Origin of the sequence: Levilactobacillus suantsaiihabitans (assembly GCF_004745505.1) — a bacterium.
Classification (GTDB): Bacteria; Bacillota; Bacilli; order Lactobacillales; family Lactobacillaceae; genus Levilactobacillus; species Levilactobacillus suantsaiihabitans.
In genome coordinates this window covers 173971-188605 of record NZ_RKLX01000001.1, presented here as the reverse complement: position 1 = coordinate 188605, position 14635 = coordinate 173971, and the positions used below count along the sequence as shown (strand labels likewise).

The window sequence follows — 14635 nt, the reverse complement described above, 5'->3', positions numbered from 1 at the left end:
GAAACGACTATGCGCTTTTTACATACAGCGGATTGGCATATTGGCAAGAAGCTTCACGGCTATGACTTGATTCCGGAACAAGAAGAGGCGTTTCGTCAGATTGAAGCCATTGCCCAAGAGGAGCACGTGGATGCAATCGTGATTGCGGGGGACCTCTACGACCGCGCTTTGCCCAGCGAGCCGGCCGTGACGGCACTTACGCAGATGCTAGTGACCTTAAACCGGCAGGATAAATTCCCGTTGCTGGCCATCAGTGGCAACCATGACTCTGGTGTGCGGTTGGGTTACGGCGCAGAGTGGTTTTCGAGCACCGATTTTTTCTTGCGCACCAAATTGGCGGACGCCTTAACGCCCGTGACCTTAGGGGACACACAATTTTTCCTCTTGCCGTATTTTGAGCCAATCGCGGCGCGGCAGTTCTTTGACGACGACCAAATCAGAACGGTCAACCAAGCCATGGAACGGCTGGTGGCTGCGATGCAGGAAAAGTTTGCGCCAGATAAGCACCACGTTTTGATCGCGCATTTCTTCGCGGCGGGCAGCCAGCACACGGATTCGGAGACGCAGGTTCAAGTAGGGGGACTCAACGCCGTGCCGGTCGACCTGTTGGCGCCGTTTGATTACGTGGCGTTGGGGCATCTGCACCGTAAGGAAGCCTTGCAAAATGAACCCACGGTCAAGTACAGTGGCTCGCCGTTGAAATTTTCGACCAGTGAGGCGGCCGACACTAAGGGCGTGTGGATCGTGGATACCGACACGACGCCGGTCACGGTGACCTTTAAACCGTTGCGGCCGTGGCATAATCTGGTGGTCTTGGAAGACAGCTTTGAACATTTGCTGGACCCCAACCACATTTATCCGGTGACGCCGGCAGACTTCATTGCCGTGAATCTGACGGATACCACGCCGATCACCAACGTCATGCAGCGGCTCAAGACCCGTTTTCCGCGGGTCATCGAGTTGAATCGGGTCAATCAGTTGGACGTCACGCCCGACACCCTAGATGTGCAGCAGGTGCAACAGGATCCGGTCACGCTCTTACAAGATTTCTTTGCCCAGGTCACGCAGCATCCCCTGAGTGACCAACAACTCACGTGGGCTAAGCAAGCCTTGCAGCGCGCGGAAAAGGAGGAAAATCAATGAGTCCAGTAACCTTACATCTTGAATATTTTGGTCCTTACCGCGATGAGACCATTGACTTCACCAAGTTTGCCGCCACCCCGCTGTTTTTGATCAGCGGCAAGACCGGGAGTGGCAAGACCACCATCTTTGACGGCATGTGCTATGCGCTGTTCAACCAAACCTCGGGCGTGGACCGCGAGGCCAAGTCGATGCGCTCGGATTTTGCCACGATGACCGACACCACGCGGGTAACGTTTACCTTTACCCATCGCGACCGCCGCTACGAAATCGTGCGTGAACCCAGTCAGATCTTAGCCAAGAAACGCGGTACCGGGGTCCACGAAGCGACGGCCAGTGTGACGCTCACAGTATTTGCCGGTGAAGACGAAGTGACGCAATTGACCAAGGAGGGCCAAGTTCGCGACTACTTACAAGAGCTCTTACAGATGGACGGCAAACAGTTCGCCCAGATCGTCTTGTTGCCTCAGGGGCAGTTCCGGAAATTTTTGATTGCGCCTAGTGAGGACAAGGCCGCGGTGTTAGAGCAATTGTTCAACACCACGATTTTTGCCCGGTGGACGGATCAGTTGAAACGACAATTGAAACAAAACGAGGCGGCTAACCGCCAAACGGCCGCGACCCAAGACCGGTTGCTGGACGAATTGAAATGGACGCCGGTTAATCAGGAGCGTGCACAGGCGTTGTTGGCCAATCATCAGACGCCAGACTTGCTAACGTTAATGGCCAGTCAACAGACCACGACGCAACAGGATGTGGCCGCCGTGCAGGCGACTCTCCAGACGGCCGATCACCGGCACAGTGAGTTGGTTCGCCAAGATGAGCAAGAACGGCTATTTCTTCAGGACCAACAGCAATTGGCTCAGCAACGCACGGCTCAAAAAGCCCTAACGGCGCAGCAACCGGCGATGGACCAACTCCAGCAACGCATTGCCGAACTGGAATGGACCCAGCAACTACAACCGCAATGGCAGCAACGGACCCGGGCTACTCAGACCGTCGCCCAACGTCAACAGCAATACCAGCAGGCCCAACAAGCACTCAGCCAAGCACAAGCGCAATTGGCTACGGCGCAAGCAGATCTGAAGAGCCAACAACCACTGGTAGCAAAGTTGAAACAGGCCAACACGACCTTGGCGCAACAACAGGCGCTGGTGCCAGTCTATCAGCGGGTGACTGAACTAAAGCAGGCCAACCAACAAGCCCAAACGGCCGTTGAACAGGCGACTCGGTCAGTGACCAGTAGTCAGACCGCAGTGACCGCGAACCAAGCGGCTCAGAAAAAGCACCAACAGGTGATCGACCGGCAAACCGAGATCTACGCGACGCAGAGTGCCCTGACCAAACGCCAGGCGACCCTAGAGCAGCAACAGCAACAACTGACGACGTTACAGGAAACGACTCGTAAGCAAGCCGACCTGGAACAACGCCAGCAAGACTTAACGGCGCAAGCGACTGCCGCAACCGCCACGGCGACCCAGCAACGCGCCTTGGCCGAGGCGAAGAACCAAGAATTTCTGCGCCACCAAATCGTGTTGTTAAGTGCCCAGCTGACCGAGGGGAGCCCCTGTCCCGTCTGTGGCTCGGTGCACCACCCACACCCGGCGGCCACGACTGGAGCCGCAGCTATTTCCGAAGATGAGGTCAAGCGCCTTGCGGCAGAAGCCCAGCAACGAGAACAACAGGCAACGCAGCTGACCACAGAACTTAAATCGGCCCAGCAACAGCTGGTCGAGCAACAAGCGGTCGTTCAAAAGGGGCTGACCACGTTGCGCCAGACGATGGCCCAACCCGAGACCGCAGCCCTGGCCCAACTGGCGAGTGCCTATCAGGACGCCGTCACGGCTTACCAAGCAGACGTTGCCCAGAATCGCCAACAATTGACCGACCTCCAGGCGGCGCAAGCGGCGCTCACGGAACTGCAGACCACGGCTCAGACGTTAACGGAACAACTGACGGCAGCGACCACGGCGGTCAAGAATCGCCAGGCCACGGCCGATAAATTGGCGACGGAACTGGCCACGGAGACCAAACGACTGCCGGTTGATGCCCCGACGGTCGCTGACTTCGATCAACAGTTAACGGCCTTGACTCAGCAGATCAAGCAGGATCAACAGACCTGGGACGATGCCAACGCGGCGGTCCAACAGGCCAAGCAGCAGGTGGAAGTACGCCAGGCCCAGGTGACCCAGGCGCACCAAGAATTCGACACCAGCCAAGCCGACCTCGCGACGGCACAAGCGGCGGTGCATGAACAGTTAGTAGCCCAGTTTCAAGCCGTCGGTGACGACCAAGAAGCCCTGGTCACGGCCGCAATTGCCGAGTTGCCAACGTTAGCGACCAAGCGGCAAACGTTGCAGGACTTCCAGCAGCAACAAGCTCAACTGGCCACGTCGATTGCCACGCTGGTCAAACGTACGCAGGGGAAACCTACGCCGCAACGTGAACAAACCCAGGCCCAATTAGTGGCCGCCAAGGCGCAAGTGACCGACTTGCAAGAACAGCAACGGCAATTACAGAATCTGGCAGACTATAACGCCGAACGGGTGACCCAGTTAAAGCAGTTGATTGCCGACCAAGCGGCCACCTTGAAACAGACTCAGGAACTCACCGAGTTAAGCGGGGTAGTCAACGGGGATGGACCGAATAGCAAGCTGGGACTGGAACGCTACGTGCTGCAAACCTACTTGCGTCAGATCCTGACGGTGGGTAATCATCGCTTGAAACAGCTGACTAACGGTCGTTACCAGTTTGTCATCGATGAGGCACAGGCCAATTCCAAGAAACGCTCTGGCTTAGAGATCAACGTCTACGATGACCATGTGGGTGAACAGCGCTCCGTTCACACGTTGTCCGGTGGGGAAAGCTTCATCGCCTCGTTAGCCCTGGCGTTAGCGTTGGGTGAGGTGATCCAACAGACCACCGGGAGTGTTGACGTGGATGCGCTCTTCATTGACGAAGGCTTTGGCTCTCTGGACGAGGATGCCTTGATGACGGCGCTAGAATCGCTGGAGACCATCGAAGGCAAGCACCGGATGATTGGTATTATTAGCCATGTCAGTGAACTGCGGGACCAGGTGGAGAACCAACTTCAGGTCGTCGCCAATGGCAACGGTGAGAGTACGATTCGTTACCACGCCGCCGAATGAGGGCAAAGATTTTGGCCAAAATAAAGAGGCTGGAGTGGTCGGTCCCAGTCTCAATGCGAAAGGCGTGTCAATACGAACGACGCTGGCTAGCGGAAAGGTTGGTGTCACGAACTGAACCACCTTTTCCTTGGGGGTCACGGACAAGCTGCTGTTTAGGCACCCTGGAAAAACTAGTCATCGATGGGGTTGCCCCAAGCCGCCTTTCTCACCGTAAGCATACCCGGACTTGGCCGAAATAGATACCGGACCAGCACGAGATGACGTGAAAATTGGCCGTTAGGTTGTCGGACTTTAAATGGTGAGCTAATTTTGTCCCCAAACGATTGCGCACACACATCATCCGTTAAGTTAATCGTCAAAATAACCCCTGAAACGGTTTAGCGTGAGACTGAATTAACTGGTTATAGTTTCAATGATTATCCGTGCAAAATTGATTTTGAAGGGTTAGAATAATGAGTAACTAAATTAGAAACGGGATGATTTTCAATGTGTACGAGTTTGACTTACGAAAACAGTCAAGGCGACCATTTTCTGGCGCGCACGATGGACTTTGCTTTTGAACTAGGGGGCCAACCCGTCTTTATGCCGCGGAACCAAAAGATTCAAGGGGATGCGGGCGAATTTACCACGAAGTATGGCTTCATTGGCGCTGGCCGGAACTTGAGCCACTACATGTTTGTGGATGGCGTCAATGAATATGGTCTGGGGGCCGCCGCCCTGTACTTCCCTCAATATGCGCAATACCAAAAGACGGCGCCAGCCGACAAGTTGGGCTTGGCACCGCATGACGTCACGGCTTGGGTGCTCGGCAATGCCAAGAGTGTCGCTGACTTGCGGGAGCTGGTGCACCACATTCAGATCCTCGATGTGCCCGTAGCCCTGCTGGGATTGACCACGCCACTACACTTTATCTTCAGTGACCCTACCGGCGAAACGGCGGTGTTGGAAGCCACGAGTGAAGACCTGCATCTGATCGATGATCCCGTGGGCGTCATGACTAATGCGCCGCAACTGAGCTGGCATTTGCAAAATCTCAGCACGTACGGCACGATGCAAGCGGCAGAACGGCCATTACATGACTACATGGACTTTTCACTGAAGACGCAAGGCCCAGGAACCGGGGCGCTGGGCTTACCCGGGGACTACACCTCACCGTCGCGCTTTGTTCGCACCGTTTTCAACAAGCATTACAGCCTGAAGACGGCCGGCACACCGGCTACGCTGAACCTGCTACAACACCTGTTGGACAGCGTCACGATTCCCAAAGGGGTCAAGCTCAAGGCCGATGGCAAGAGTGATTACACCCAGTACCGCGGCTACGCCAACTTGGACGAGCGGTCTTATTTCATGGAACCGTATGATAACCTGGAACTGCAAGGTATCAAGCTGACCGACGAGATGTTAACCGACTGGGATACGCCCGTGGAATACCCGTTGGACCATACCCCGCACGTCAAGTACCTGAACTAGTGAGGCCTGTATGAACGAATTTATCCAAAAGACCTTTTCTGAGTTAACCCCGACGGAATTATTTGAGATCTATCGGCTCCGGGTAGCCGTCTTTGTGGTGGAACAAGACTGCGCCTATCAGGAAGTTGACGACGCTGACCAGGTAGCGCAGCATCTCTTTTTGCCAGATGCCGCCGGGCACGTGTTGGCCTATGCTCGATTGATTCCCGAACCTCGCCAGGTCCGCATCGGTCGGGTAGTGGTGGCACCCTCAGCCCGTCGTCACGGCGCTGGGCATGAACTGGTAAACACGGCCATCCAAGCGGCGCGCACGACCTATCCGCAGGCGCAGCGCATCGTGATACAGGCTCAGGCTTATTTGCAAAAGTTTTACGCATCATTTGGCTTTCAACCCGTGAGCGACGTGTATTTGGACACGGGGATTCCCCATTTAGATATGGTGTTGCCACTGGCTGATTAGCACACAAAAGCAGGCGCGACTACCAAGTTGAAATACTTGATAATCGCGCCTGCAGTCTATCTAAATTTAACCTTTCCGTTCGTTGGCGGCGGCAATGAAGTCGGCAATCAACGGTGCGGGGCCGCCGAGCGCAATCACTGCGCGCAACGGCATGTTCAGAAACATTTGATCTTGCAACAGGGCCAAGTTGCCATTTTCATCGGTAGCGGCTAAGAAGTTATTCTCACCAGCGTACTTCGGGGCTAAGACGGTTGCTTGGAAAATGTCACGTAACCGCGGATCTTGAACGATGGTCGTCAGGTAGGTCTCCATGGTGACCGGGGCGGGCGAGTTCTTAAAGTCCATCGTCAACTTGGTCTGTAGCCGAATGTCTCGTGAGGAATCGCCAATCATGATTTCGTAGTCCCCAGTGTCGGCTTGCCAGCGGGCCTTGCCTTCGCACCACCAGCTGAAGTCGCGGCGGGTGAGCTTGAGGGTGACCGGCTTGGTTTCACCGGGGGCAACGGCAACCTTGGTAAAGGCGCGCAATTCCTTAGTTGGCATGGGCACGTGAGAGGCGTGGTTCGCCACGTAGAGTTGCGGGACCGCTTGGCCGGGCCGATCGCCAGTGTTGGTCAAATCAAAGCTGACCGTCGCGCCGTGTTCGTTTTCGGTGATCGCCATGTTGGTGTATTCAAACGTGGTGTAGCTCAGGCCGTGGCCGAATGGGAACAAGACGTGCATCTCGTGGGTATCGTAATACCGATAGCCCATGAAGACGCCCTCGGTATACCGTTCGTGATGTGGGTCTTGGCCAAAGGTCGGGGCCATCGGTGTGTCAGTCAACCGCCGAGGGAAGGTCTCCGCCAAGTGACCTGATGGGTTGACCTTGCCAGTGATGATGTCCCAAGTGGCTTCACCGACCGCTTCGCCGGCCAGGTAGGTTTCGACGACCGCATCGACGCTGTTGATCCAAGGCATCTCCACGGCCGAACCGTTTTGTAAGACGACGGTCACGTGGTCGTTGACCTTGGCCAAGCTACCGATCAGTTCTCCTTGATTTTCGGGGAGCATCAGCGAGGTCTTGTCAAAGCCTTCCGATTCGGTGTTTTCCGGATATCCGGCGAAAATGATGACGTGATCCGCCGACTTAGCAGCTTCCAAGGCGGCTTGGGCCAGGCTGTCGTCCGTTTCGCTTTGGTCGAGGCGATAACCTGGGTAGTAGTTAGCTGTCAGTTCGCTGTTTTGGAGAGCCATCAGTGGCGTGACCAGGTTGGTCGGGTTGACGTGCGAGCTACCGGACCCTTGATAACGGGGTTGGGCGGCCAGTTCACCGACCACGACCAGGTTACCGGCGTTTTTAGCCGTCAGGGGCAGTTCTTGGTGCCGGTTCTTCAGCAAGACAATACTGTCATCAGCCACGTGGCGCGCGAAGTCGTGGTGGGCCGCATGGTCGTAAGTGTCATGGTGATCTGCGGGCAACCAGTTTTCGATGATGTGGAGCAAGTGACGAACGGCCTTGTTCAGCGTGCCTTCATCCAGTTCACCGGTCTCCACGGCGCGGATGATACTGTCAACGGAGGCCTGTCCTTGACCCGGCATTTCCAGGTCGAGACCGGCGCGCAAGGCTTGAACGTTGTTGGCAACGGCGCCCCAGTCGGACATGACGGCTCCGTGGAAGCCCCATTCGTCGCGTAAAATGCTGCGGAGCAAACGGCGGTTTTGCGAATTCAAGGTGCCATTGATCTTGTTATAAGAGGTCATGACCGTGGCGGGTAGCGCGGCCTTGACGATGATTTCAAAGGTGCGCAGGTACAGCTCACGCAAGGTGCGTTGCGACATGTCGCTGGACGCCGTGAACCGCTGATTTTCCCGGTTGTTGGCGGCAAAATGCTTGACGGCGACCCCGACGTGTTGGGATTGAACGCCTTGAACGTAGGCGCTGCCGAGCTCACCGGCGACTAAGGGGTCTTCGGACAGGTACTCGAAGTTGCGCCCGCCCAGCGGAGAGCGCTTTAAGTTGACACCAGGACCGAGCAACAGGCTGATCTGTTCAGCGCGGGCCTCGGTTCCTAGATGCTCACCCAATTGCCGGAGCAGATCCGTGTTCCACGAGCTGGCACTTAGCGCAGCGGCGGGGTAGGTGATGGCTTGAACTGAATCGTTAATGTTGGTGGTGCCTGAATCGGCGGTCTGCTTGCGTAAACCAGAAGGGCCATCCGTCATCATGAGAGCGGGGATGTCGAGGCGGTCAATGGCCGCGGTGTACCAACTCTTTTTTCCTGAGACCAAAGCGGCCTTCTCCGGTAACGTGAGTGCAGCTAGCGTTCGTTCGATGTCCATACGTTCAAATCCTTTCTACTAGTTAAACTTATTTCCAGTATACCGTTTTCAACCACGCGATGTTACCCTCAGTGATGTTTTTTTTACGCGGGACAAACTTATTCTTTGACAAACGTCAGCTTTTAGGTTAACTTTAATCTTGTGCAATCCACTTAATAACTAAAAATAAGTAAAGGAGGAAGATCACGATGATGAACGCTAGCCAAATGCAAGTACAACTGGCCGCATGTTGCGAATGTAACGTGTCTTTTTGCGTTGCCTCAATTCGTGATCTTCCGGCTAAACCGTAGCAGTACATAGCGCCGACTCAAGTTGGCAGTGTCTAACGGGTTACCACTTTCACGAATGTCGTGAGGGGGGTAACCCGTTTTTTCGGCTTTAAAATTAAAAATTTTGTGGATTGCACACCAAAATTTGAGGAAAAAAGGAGCAGTTATCTGATGAAAAAATGGACTGGAATTGGGTTAGTCGCCGCAGTTGTCGCACTAGGCATGGGGTTAGCTGCTTGTGGGCAAACATCATCGACGGCCAAGCCCAAACAGGAGTTGCGGCTACCCGCAACCGCGGCGCTCGACACGATCGACCTGGCCAAGGCAACTGGGTATGGTCAGACGGGGAACGTCTTTGAAGGCTTTTATCGGCTGGGGAAGAACGGGAAGGTCGCGCCTGGATTGGCAGACAAGGTGACCATGTCAAAGGACAAGAAAACCTGGACGTTCCACATTCGCGACAACGCCAAGTGGAGTAATGGGGACAAAATCACCGCACAAGATTTCGTTTATTCTTGGCGGCGCACGTTGACGCCATCCACCAAGTCGTCTTACACGACCATGTTCTCCGGCATCAAGAATGGTGATAAGATCATCGCCGGTAAGGCCGACCCCAGCACCATCGGGATTCACGCCAAGAACCAGCAGACGGTCGTCGTCCAATTGGACAAGCCAATCGCCTACTTTAAAATTTTAATGGCCTATCCGCTGTTTGCCCCACAAAATAAAAAAGTGGTCGACAAGTACGGCAAGAAGTATGCCACCAAGTCCGAGTACATGGTCTACAGCGGGCCCTTTAAGATTCAAGGCTGGAACGGGACGGGCAACACCTGGTCCTTCGTCAAGAACAACCAGTACTGGGATCACAAGGTTGTGAAGCTCCACAAGATCAATTACCAGGTGGTCACCAATCCGCAGACCGGCTTAAGCCTGTATCAAAATAAGAAGCTGGACTTTGCCCAACTGTCTAACGAACAGGTCAAGAATTACAAGAACAACAAGGAGTTCCAGCAATATCCCTACTCCATCGTGATTCATTTGAAATACAACTTCCAAGACGCCGACAAGGCCAAGCGGCGCATCATGAGTAACCAAAACATTCGTCAGGCCATTGCATTGTCCATCAACCGCAGTCAGTTGACCAAGAAGGTTCTGGGGGATGGATCCGTGACGCCGACCGGGTTCGTGGCCAGTGGATTGGCCAACGATCCGAAGACGGGCGAAGATTTTGCCAAGCAACAGGCGGTCAAAAACACCACCACGTACAATCCCAAGCTGGCCAAGCAAAAGTGGGCAGCCGGCTTGAAACAACTGGGGATCCAGAAGGTCGATTTGAACATCATGGCCGGCAACGATGACGTCGCGGCCAGCACCGTGACGCAGTACCTGAAGGGCGCTTTGGAAAAGAACCTGAAGGGTTTTAACCTGAAGATTCAAAACGTTCCTGCTTCCGTTGCCCAGTCTCGGTCGACCAGCGGCGACTTTGACCTCTACCTGTCGCACTGGGGCGCCGACTTCAACGACCCGATTTCCTTCCTCCAGATTCCGGTCAGCTCTAACTCGCTGAACTACGGGAAATGGTCGAACAAGCGTTACGACGCACTGATCGACAAGGCCCAAAACCAGGATGCTGGCAATGACGAGGCCCGTTGGCAAGATATGGTCCAAGCGGCAAAATTGTTAAACAAGACGCAAAGCTTCACGCCACTGTACCAGGCCAACTACGCTTACCTAACGCGCTCCGACGTCCACGGTATCATCCACAACACGGCTGGTACGCAGTGGAGTTATAAGTACGCCTATATCAAGTAAAAATGGTTGGTGTAGCAACTAGTTAGTTTTTCGGCTAGTCAATCTGGCTAAATCGCTCAAGTTCATGCTTGACGAGCGATTAGTTACGCGTAGCAAATCAGCGGTTCGGTCACTCGGGTTGTGTGGGCTAACACAATATTCCTGACTGACGCAGGCATCTGGTTTGTCTCATTTCAAGTTGAAAAGCCATCCCCACAACCACGGGATGGCTTTTCTGGTATCATGGACGACAGAAGGGGGATGGCAATCATGACAATTGGGCCTAATGACGGTCACGTCTGGGATAGCAACGGGACCCAGGAATACTCAGCTTATTTTGGTACCCCGACGCATGACGACCACATATTGTTCGAATTACTTACGGTCGGCGTGTTTCAGGTGGGACTCAGCTGGCAGGCGGCCGCTAGCAAGTTGCCAGTTTATCGACGGTTATTTGCGGGGATGGATCCGCAGCAAGTCGCCGGCTTTGAAGATGAACTGGACGGCGAGCGAATCGCTCGGGATCCTGAGATGATCAGCAATGGCCGCAAGATTCGCGCGACGATTCACAATGCGCGGGCCATCGTCCAAGTTCAGCGGGAGTTTGGCAGCTTTAGTCAGTACCTCTGGCAATTCGTCCAGGGGACGCCGCTGTTGTTGCCGGCCGTGACCCGCGAGGAATTGACCAATCAGTCGCCACTGGGGACCGCGGTGGCCCGTGATTTGAAACGTCGGGGCTTTAGCTTTGTTGGCCCAGTCGTCACCCACATGTTCTTGCTGGCCGCGGGTCTCTTGCGTGAGCCAATCCGCGACGATTAAGTGAAATTTAGGTGAGAAAGTCATGTCACCCGCAAACGGTTTCCGGGGGACATGGGTAAGGGAATGCCGGTATTGCGCGATTCGTTATGAATAAATTTATGACAACTTTGTCTTGACACCCGATTAAAGTTGCATTAGACTTACAGATAAATTAAACGATTGAAAAACAATGTGATCAGGAGAGTAACCACCGTCAATGGTTTGAAGAGAGCCCGTGATTTGCTGCAAGCGGGTAGCCCACGGCGGGGTGAAGATGGCCTGAAATGAATTGGTATCGCTGAGTCCTTTCGATGAGGCGGTAATGTCCGGCACTCATTATCGTGCACGCACTTCAAGGCGCAAGCCGGCGAGTGTTAATGAGGAGCTGGGTATTCGTACCTGACTTGAATTTAGAATGGTACCACGACAAAGTTCGTTTCTATTAATTTAGGAGCGGACTTTTTCTTTTGGTCACAGTGCAATCGCGGCGTTTAGCTTAAAATTTAGAATTTAGTAGATAAAGGGGATTATTGAGTATGAAGAAATCATTTAAACATTTTAGTTGGCTCTTATTATTGTTGATTCCGTTACTGATCGTTTCGGGCTGTGGCAAGTCCAGCAGCTCCAAGACGGTGAAGGTCGGCATCATGGGTTCTGATGAAAAGATTTGGAAACCAATCCAAAAGCGTTTGAAGAAGCAAGGCATTAACATCAAGCTGGTCACCTTCACGGATTACAACCAGCCCAACGCTGCGTTGACCAACCACGAAGTTGACATCAACTCGTTCCAACACACTTACTTCATGCAACAATGGAACAAGGCGCACAAGACCCACATCGTCTCCATCGGGAAGACCATGCGCGCACCACTGCGGTTGTACTCTAAGAAGGTCAAGAGCGTCTCTGACATCAAGAAGGGTGACCAGATCACGATTCCAAACGACTCCACTAACGAAGGGCGGGCCTTACACTTACTGCAATCTGCTGGGTTGATCAAGGTCAACAACAAGCTGGCCTTGCCAACGCCAAAGAACATCACGGAAAACAAGTTGCACCTGAAGATCACGCCAGTTGACGCCGCCCAAACGCCACGTTCCTTGAGTGATGCTGCCGGTGCCGTTATCAACAACGAATTTGCGGCCGAAGCCAAGCTGCCGAACAGCGAAACCATTTACAAGGAAAAGCTGAACAAGGCCTCGATCCCGTACATCAACATCATTGCCACGAACAAGGCGGACAAGAACAACAAGACTTACAAGAAGATCGTGAAGGCTTACCAGTCTAACGAAACGAAAAAATTGATCAAGAAGTACTACAACGGGTTGTCCGTGCCAGCTTGGTAAAAGCGACGACCGTTGACTGAGAAACTGCCGGCATTGGCGAGTAAGGAGAATGAGTCTGTGACTAATGAAGCGATTATTCAATTAAAAGACATCGATGTGACCTTCCACAACAAAGGTCAAACCGTTACGGCTGTGAAAAACGTGTCACTCACGGTAGAACGGGGGGACATTTACGGGGTCGTCGGGTATTCCGGCGCCGGGAAGAGTACGTTGGTTCGGGTCATTAACCGCCTTCAACGGCCCACTGCCGGTACGGTAGAAGTTAATGGTCAAGATATTTTGGCACTCAAGCCCAAGGAACTGCGGGTGGCGCGCACCAAGATCGGGATGATCTTCCAGCACTTTAACCTGATGGCATCCCGCACGATTGCGGACAACGTGGGCTACCCCTTAAAGGGCGGCGACTTGTCCCATGAGGAACGCCAACAAAAAGTAGCCCATCTCTTGGACCTGGTTGGTCTGACGGAAAAGGCCGCGGATTATCCCGCCCAGCTTTCCGGTGGGCAAAAACAACGGGTCGCCATTGCCCGGGCGTTAGCCAATGATCCCGAGATTCTGATCAGTGACGAAGCGACCAGTGCGTTGGATCCCAAGACCACGTCGTCCATTTTGGAACTGTTGAAACGCCTGAACCGTGAGCTCGGCTTGACGGTCGTGCTCATCACCCACGAAATGGAAGCCGTGAAGGAAATCTGTAACAAGGTAGCCGTCATGGACGATGGGGAGATCATTGAACGTGGTGATCTGGTCACCATCTTCAGTCGACCAGAAAAGCCGTTGACGCAAGACTTCATCAATACGGCAACGCAAGTGGACCAAGCCAGAGAAAAGATCTTCAAACAAGCCCGCACGCTGGGCCTCGACGATCATCACCGGCTGGTCCAACTCCAATACGTGGGCGCCAGCACCGACGCGCCACTGATTACCGAACTTTACAAGCGCTACGGCGTGGTGTCCAACATTTTGTACGGGAACGTCGAAATTTTACAGGATACACCGCTCGGGAACCTGATCGTTGTTATGACCGGGGACCCCGACAAGTTGACCGCCGCTTGGCAGTATTGCCAGGACGCGGGCATTACCGTAACGCATTTACAGCCAACAGATCCGGAGGTGGCCTAATTGAATTTTATTGCGAAATACTTTCCTAATGCAGTAACCATGCAAGATGAGTTCGTGCAGGCCACGGGCGAAACGCTGTACATGACGTTTGTCACGGCCGTCGTGGCGGGCATCATCGGGATGGCCATCGGGGTCGGGTTGATTGTGACCCAACCGGGTGGCATCCTGGAAAATCGGGTTGTTTATAACATCCTCGATAAAATCGTCAACTTGTGCCGGTCGATTCCGTTCGTGATCTTACTCGCCGTCATCGCGCCACTGACGCGGTTGATCGTCGGCACTGCGATTGGGACGACCGCGGCCATTGTGCCACTGGTCATTGGTTCCGCGCCGTTTTACGCTCGGCAGATTCAAAACGCCTTGTCCGAAGTCGACCGGGGCGTGATTGAAGCCGCCGAATCGGTCGGTTCCGGTCCCATCGCCATCATCTTCCGCGTGTACCTCAAGGAAGGCCTGCCGGATATCATCCGCTCGTCCGTCCTCACGTTGATCAGTCTGATCGACCTGACCGCCATGGCCGGTGCCATTGGTGGTGGGGGCCTCGGGAACTTGGCCATCAACGTCGGGTACAGTCGGTTTGAAAATGACGTGACGATTGCGGCCATGCTGATCATTCTGGTCCTGGTGTTTGCCATCCAGCTGATTGGCGACCTCTGGGCCCGCAAAGTGGACCACACGGCTTAAAAAGAGTGGGCCAACAGGCGGTTAACTGGCGAGCATTAACGGTGCTAGGCGGATAATCCCGGGTTTGGATTATTTGTCTAGCCCTGT

10 protein-coding genes are annotated in these 14635 nt (G+C 54.1%); 9 read left to right on the top strand and 1 reads right to left on the bottom strand.

Annotation, left to right across the window (positions count from 1 at the left end):
- Nucleotides 1-9 precede the first annotated feature (9 nt).
- The 4 genes from EGT51_RS00845 to EGT51_RS00830 all read left to right on the top strand — a co-directional run bounded on the left by EGT51_RS00845 (nt 10) and on the right by EGT51_RS00830 (nt 6219).
- Nucleotides 10-1143, top strand: a complete 1134-nt coding sequence (locus EGT51_RS00845) for an exonuclease SbcCD subunit D (RefSeq protein WP_135366903.1) — start codon at nt 10-12, stop codon at nt 1141-1143.
- Nucleotides 1140-4289 (top strand): AAA family ATPase, encoded by a 3150-nt coding sequence (locus EGT51_RS00840; protein WP_135366902.1) that lies wholly within the window; start codon nt 1140-1142, stop codon nt 4287-4289. Before EGT51_RS00845 ends, EGT51_RS00840 begins: the two co-directional genes overlap by 4 nt.
- A 486-nt stretch (nt 4290-4775) precedes the next feature.
- Entirely contained in the window at nt 4776-5759 is a 984-nt protein-coding gene (locus EGT51_RS00835) for a choloylglycine hydrolase family protein (protein ID WP_135366901.1), read from the top strand.
- Nucleotides 5760-5769: 10 nt separating this feature from the next.
- Nucleotides 5770-6219: a GNAT family N-acetyltransferase gene (locus tag EGT51_RS00830; protein WP_135366900.1), complete on the top strand. Its 450-nt coding sequence runs from the start codon at nt 5770-5772 to the stop codon at nt 6217-6219.
- A 66-nt stretch (nt 6220-6285) separates the two neighbouring features.
- Here the strand turns inward: EGT51_RS00830 and EGT51_RS00825 are convergent, their stop codons facing one another.
- Nucleotides 6286-8541: a glycoside hydrolase family 3 C-terminal domain-containing protein gene (locus EGT51_RS00825; RefSeq protein ID WP_135366899.1), complete on the bottom strand. Its 2256-nt coding sequence runs from the start codon at nt 8539-8541 to the stop codon at nt 6286-6288.
- Nucleotides 8542-8981: 440 nt separating this feature from the next.
- Here EGT51_RS00825 and EGT51_RS00820 point away from each other — a divergent pair, with 440 nt between their 5' ends.
- From EGT51_RS00820 to EGT51_RS00800, 5 genes are all read left to right on the top strand, one after another.
- Entirely contained in the window at nt 8982-10622 is a 1641-nt protein-coding gene (locus EGT51_RS00820) for a peptide ABC transporter substrate-binding protein (protein WP_135366898.1), read from the top strand.
- Between the two features lie 249 nt (nt 10623-10871).
- Nucleotides 10872-11420: a DNA-3-methyladenine glycosylase I gene (locus tag EGT51_RS00815; protein WP_135366897.1), complete on the top strand. Its 549-nt coding sequence runs from the start codon at nt 10872-10874 to the stop codon at nt 11418-11420.
- A gap of 515 nt (nt 11421-11935) precedes the next feature.
- A complete protein-coding gene (locus EGT51_RS00810) occupies nt 11936-12742 on the top strand; it encodes a MetQ/NlpA family ABC transporter substrate-binding protein (protein ID WP_135366896.1) in 807 nt (268 codons plus the stop codon).
- Nucleotides 12743-12799: 57 nt separating this feature from the next.
- A complete protein-coding gene (locus EGT51_RS00805; RefSeq protein ID WP_135366895.1) occupies nt 12800-13864 on the top strand; it encodes a methionine ABC transporter ATP-binding protein in 1065 nt (354 codons plus the stop codon).
- Between the two features lie 9 nt (nt 13865-13873).
- Complete coding sequence (locus EGT51_RS00800; protein WP_404819911.1) at nt 13874-14548, top strand: methionine ABC transporter permease; 675 nt, start codon at nt 13874-13876, stop codon at nt 14546-14548.
- Nucleotides 14549-14635: the final 87 nt, after the last annotated feature.

Coding starts and splice junctions, on each gene's coding strand:
- EGT51_RS00815 (WP_135366897.1), top strand. CDS start 10,872: ATGACAATTGGGCCTAATGACGGTCACGTCTGGGATAGCAACGGGACC.
- EGT51_RS00835 (WP_135366901.1), top strand. CDS start 4,776: ATGTGTACGAGTTTGACTTACGAAAACAGTCAAGGCGACCATTTTCTG.
- EGT51_RS00820 (WP_135366898.1), top strand. CDS start 8,982: ATGAAAAAATGGACTGGAATTGGGTTAGTCGCCGCAGTTGTCGCACTA.
- EGT51_RS00830 (WP_135366900.1), top strand. CDS start 5,770: ATGAACGAATTTATCCAAAAGACCTTTTCTGAGTTAACCCCGACGGAA.
- EGT51_RS00825 (WP_135366899.1), bottom strand. CDS start 8,541: ATGGACATCGAACGAACGCTAGCTGCACTCACGTTACCGGAGAAGGCC.
- EGT51_RS00810 (WP_135366896.1), top strand. CDS start 11,936: ATGAAGAAATCATTTAAACATTTTAGTTGGCTCTTATTATTGTTGATT.
- EGT51_RS00840 (WP_135366902.1), top strand. CDS start 1,140: ATGAGTCCAGTAACCTTACATCTTGAATATTTTGGTCCTTACCGCGAT.
- EGT51_RS00845 (WP_135366903.1), top strand. CDS start 10: ATGCGCTTTTTACATACAGCGGATTGGCATATTGGCAAGAAGCTTCAC.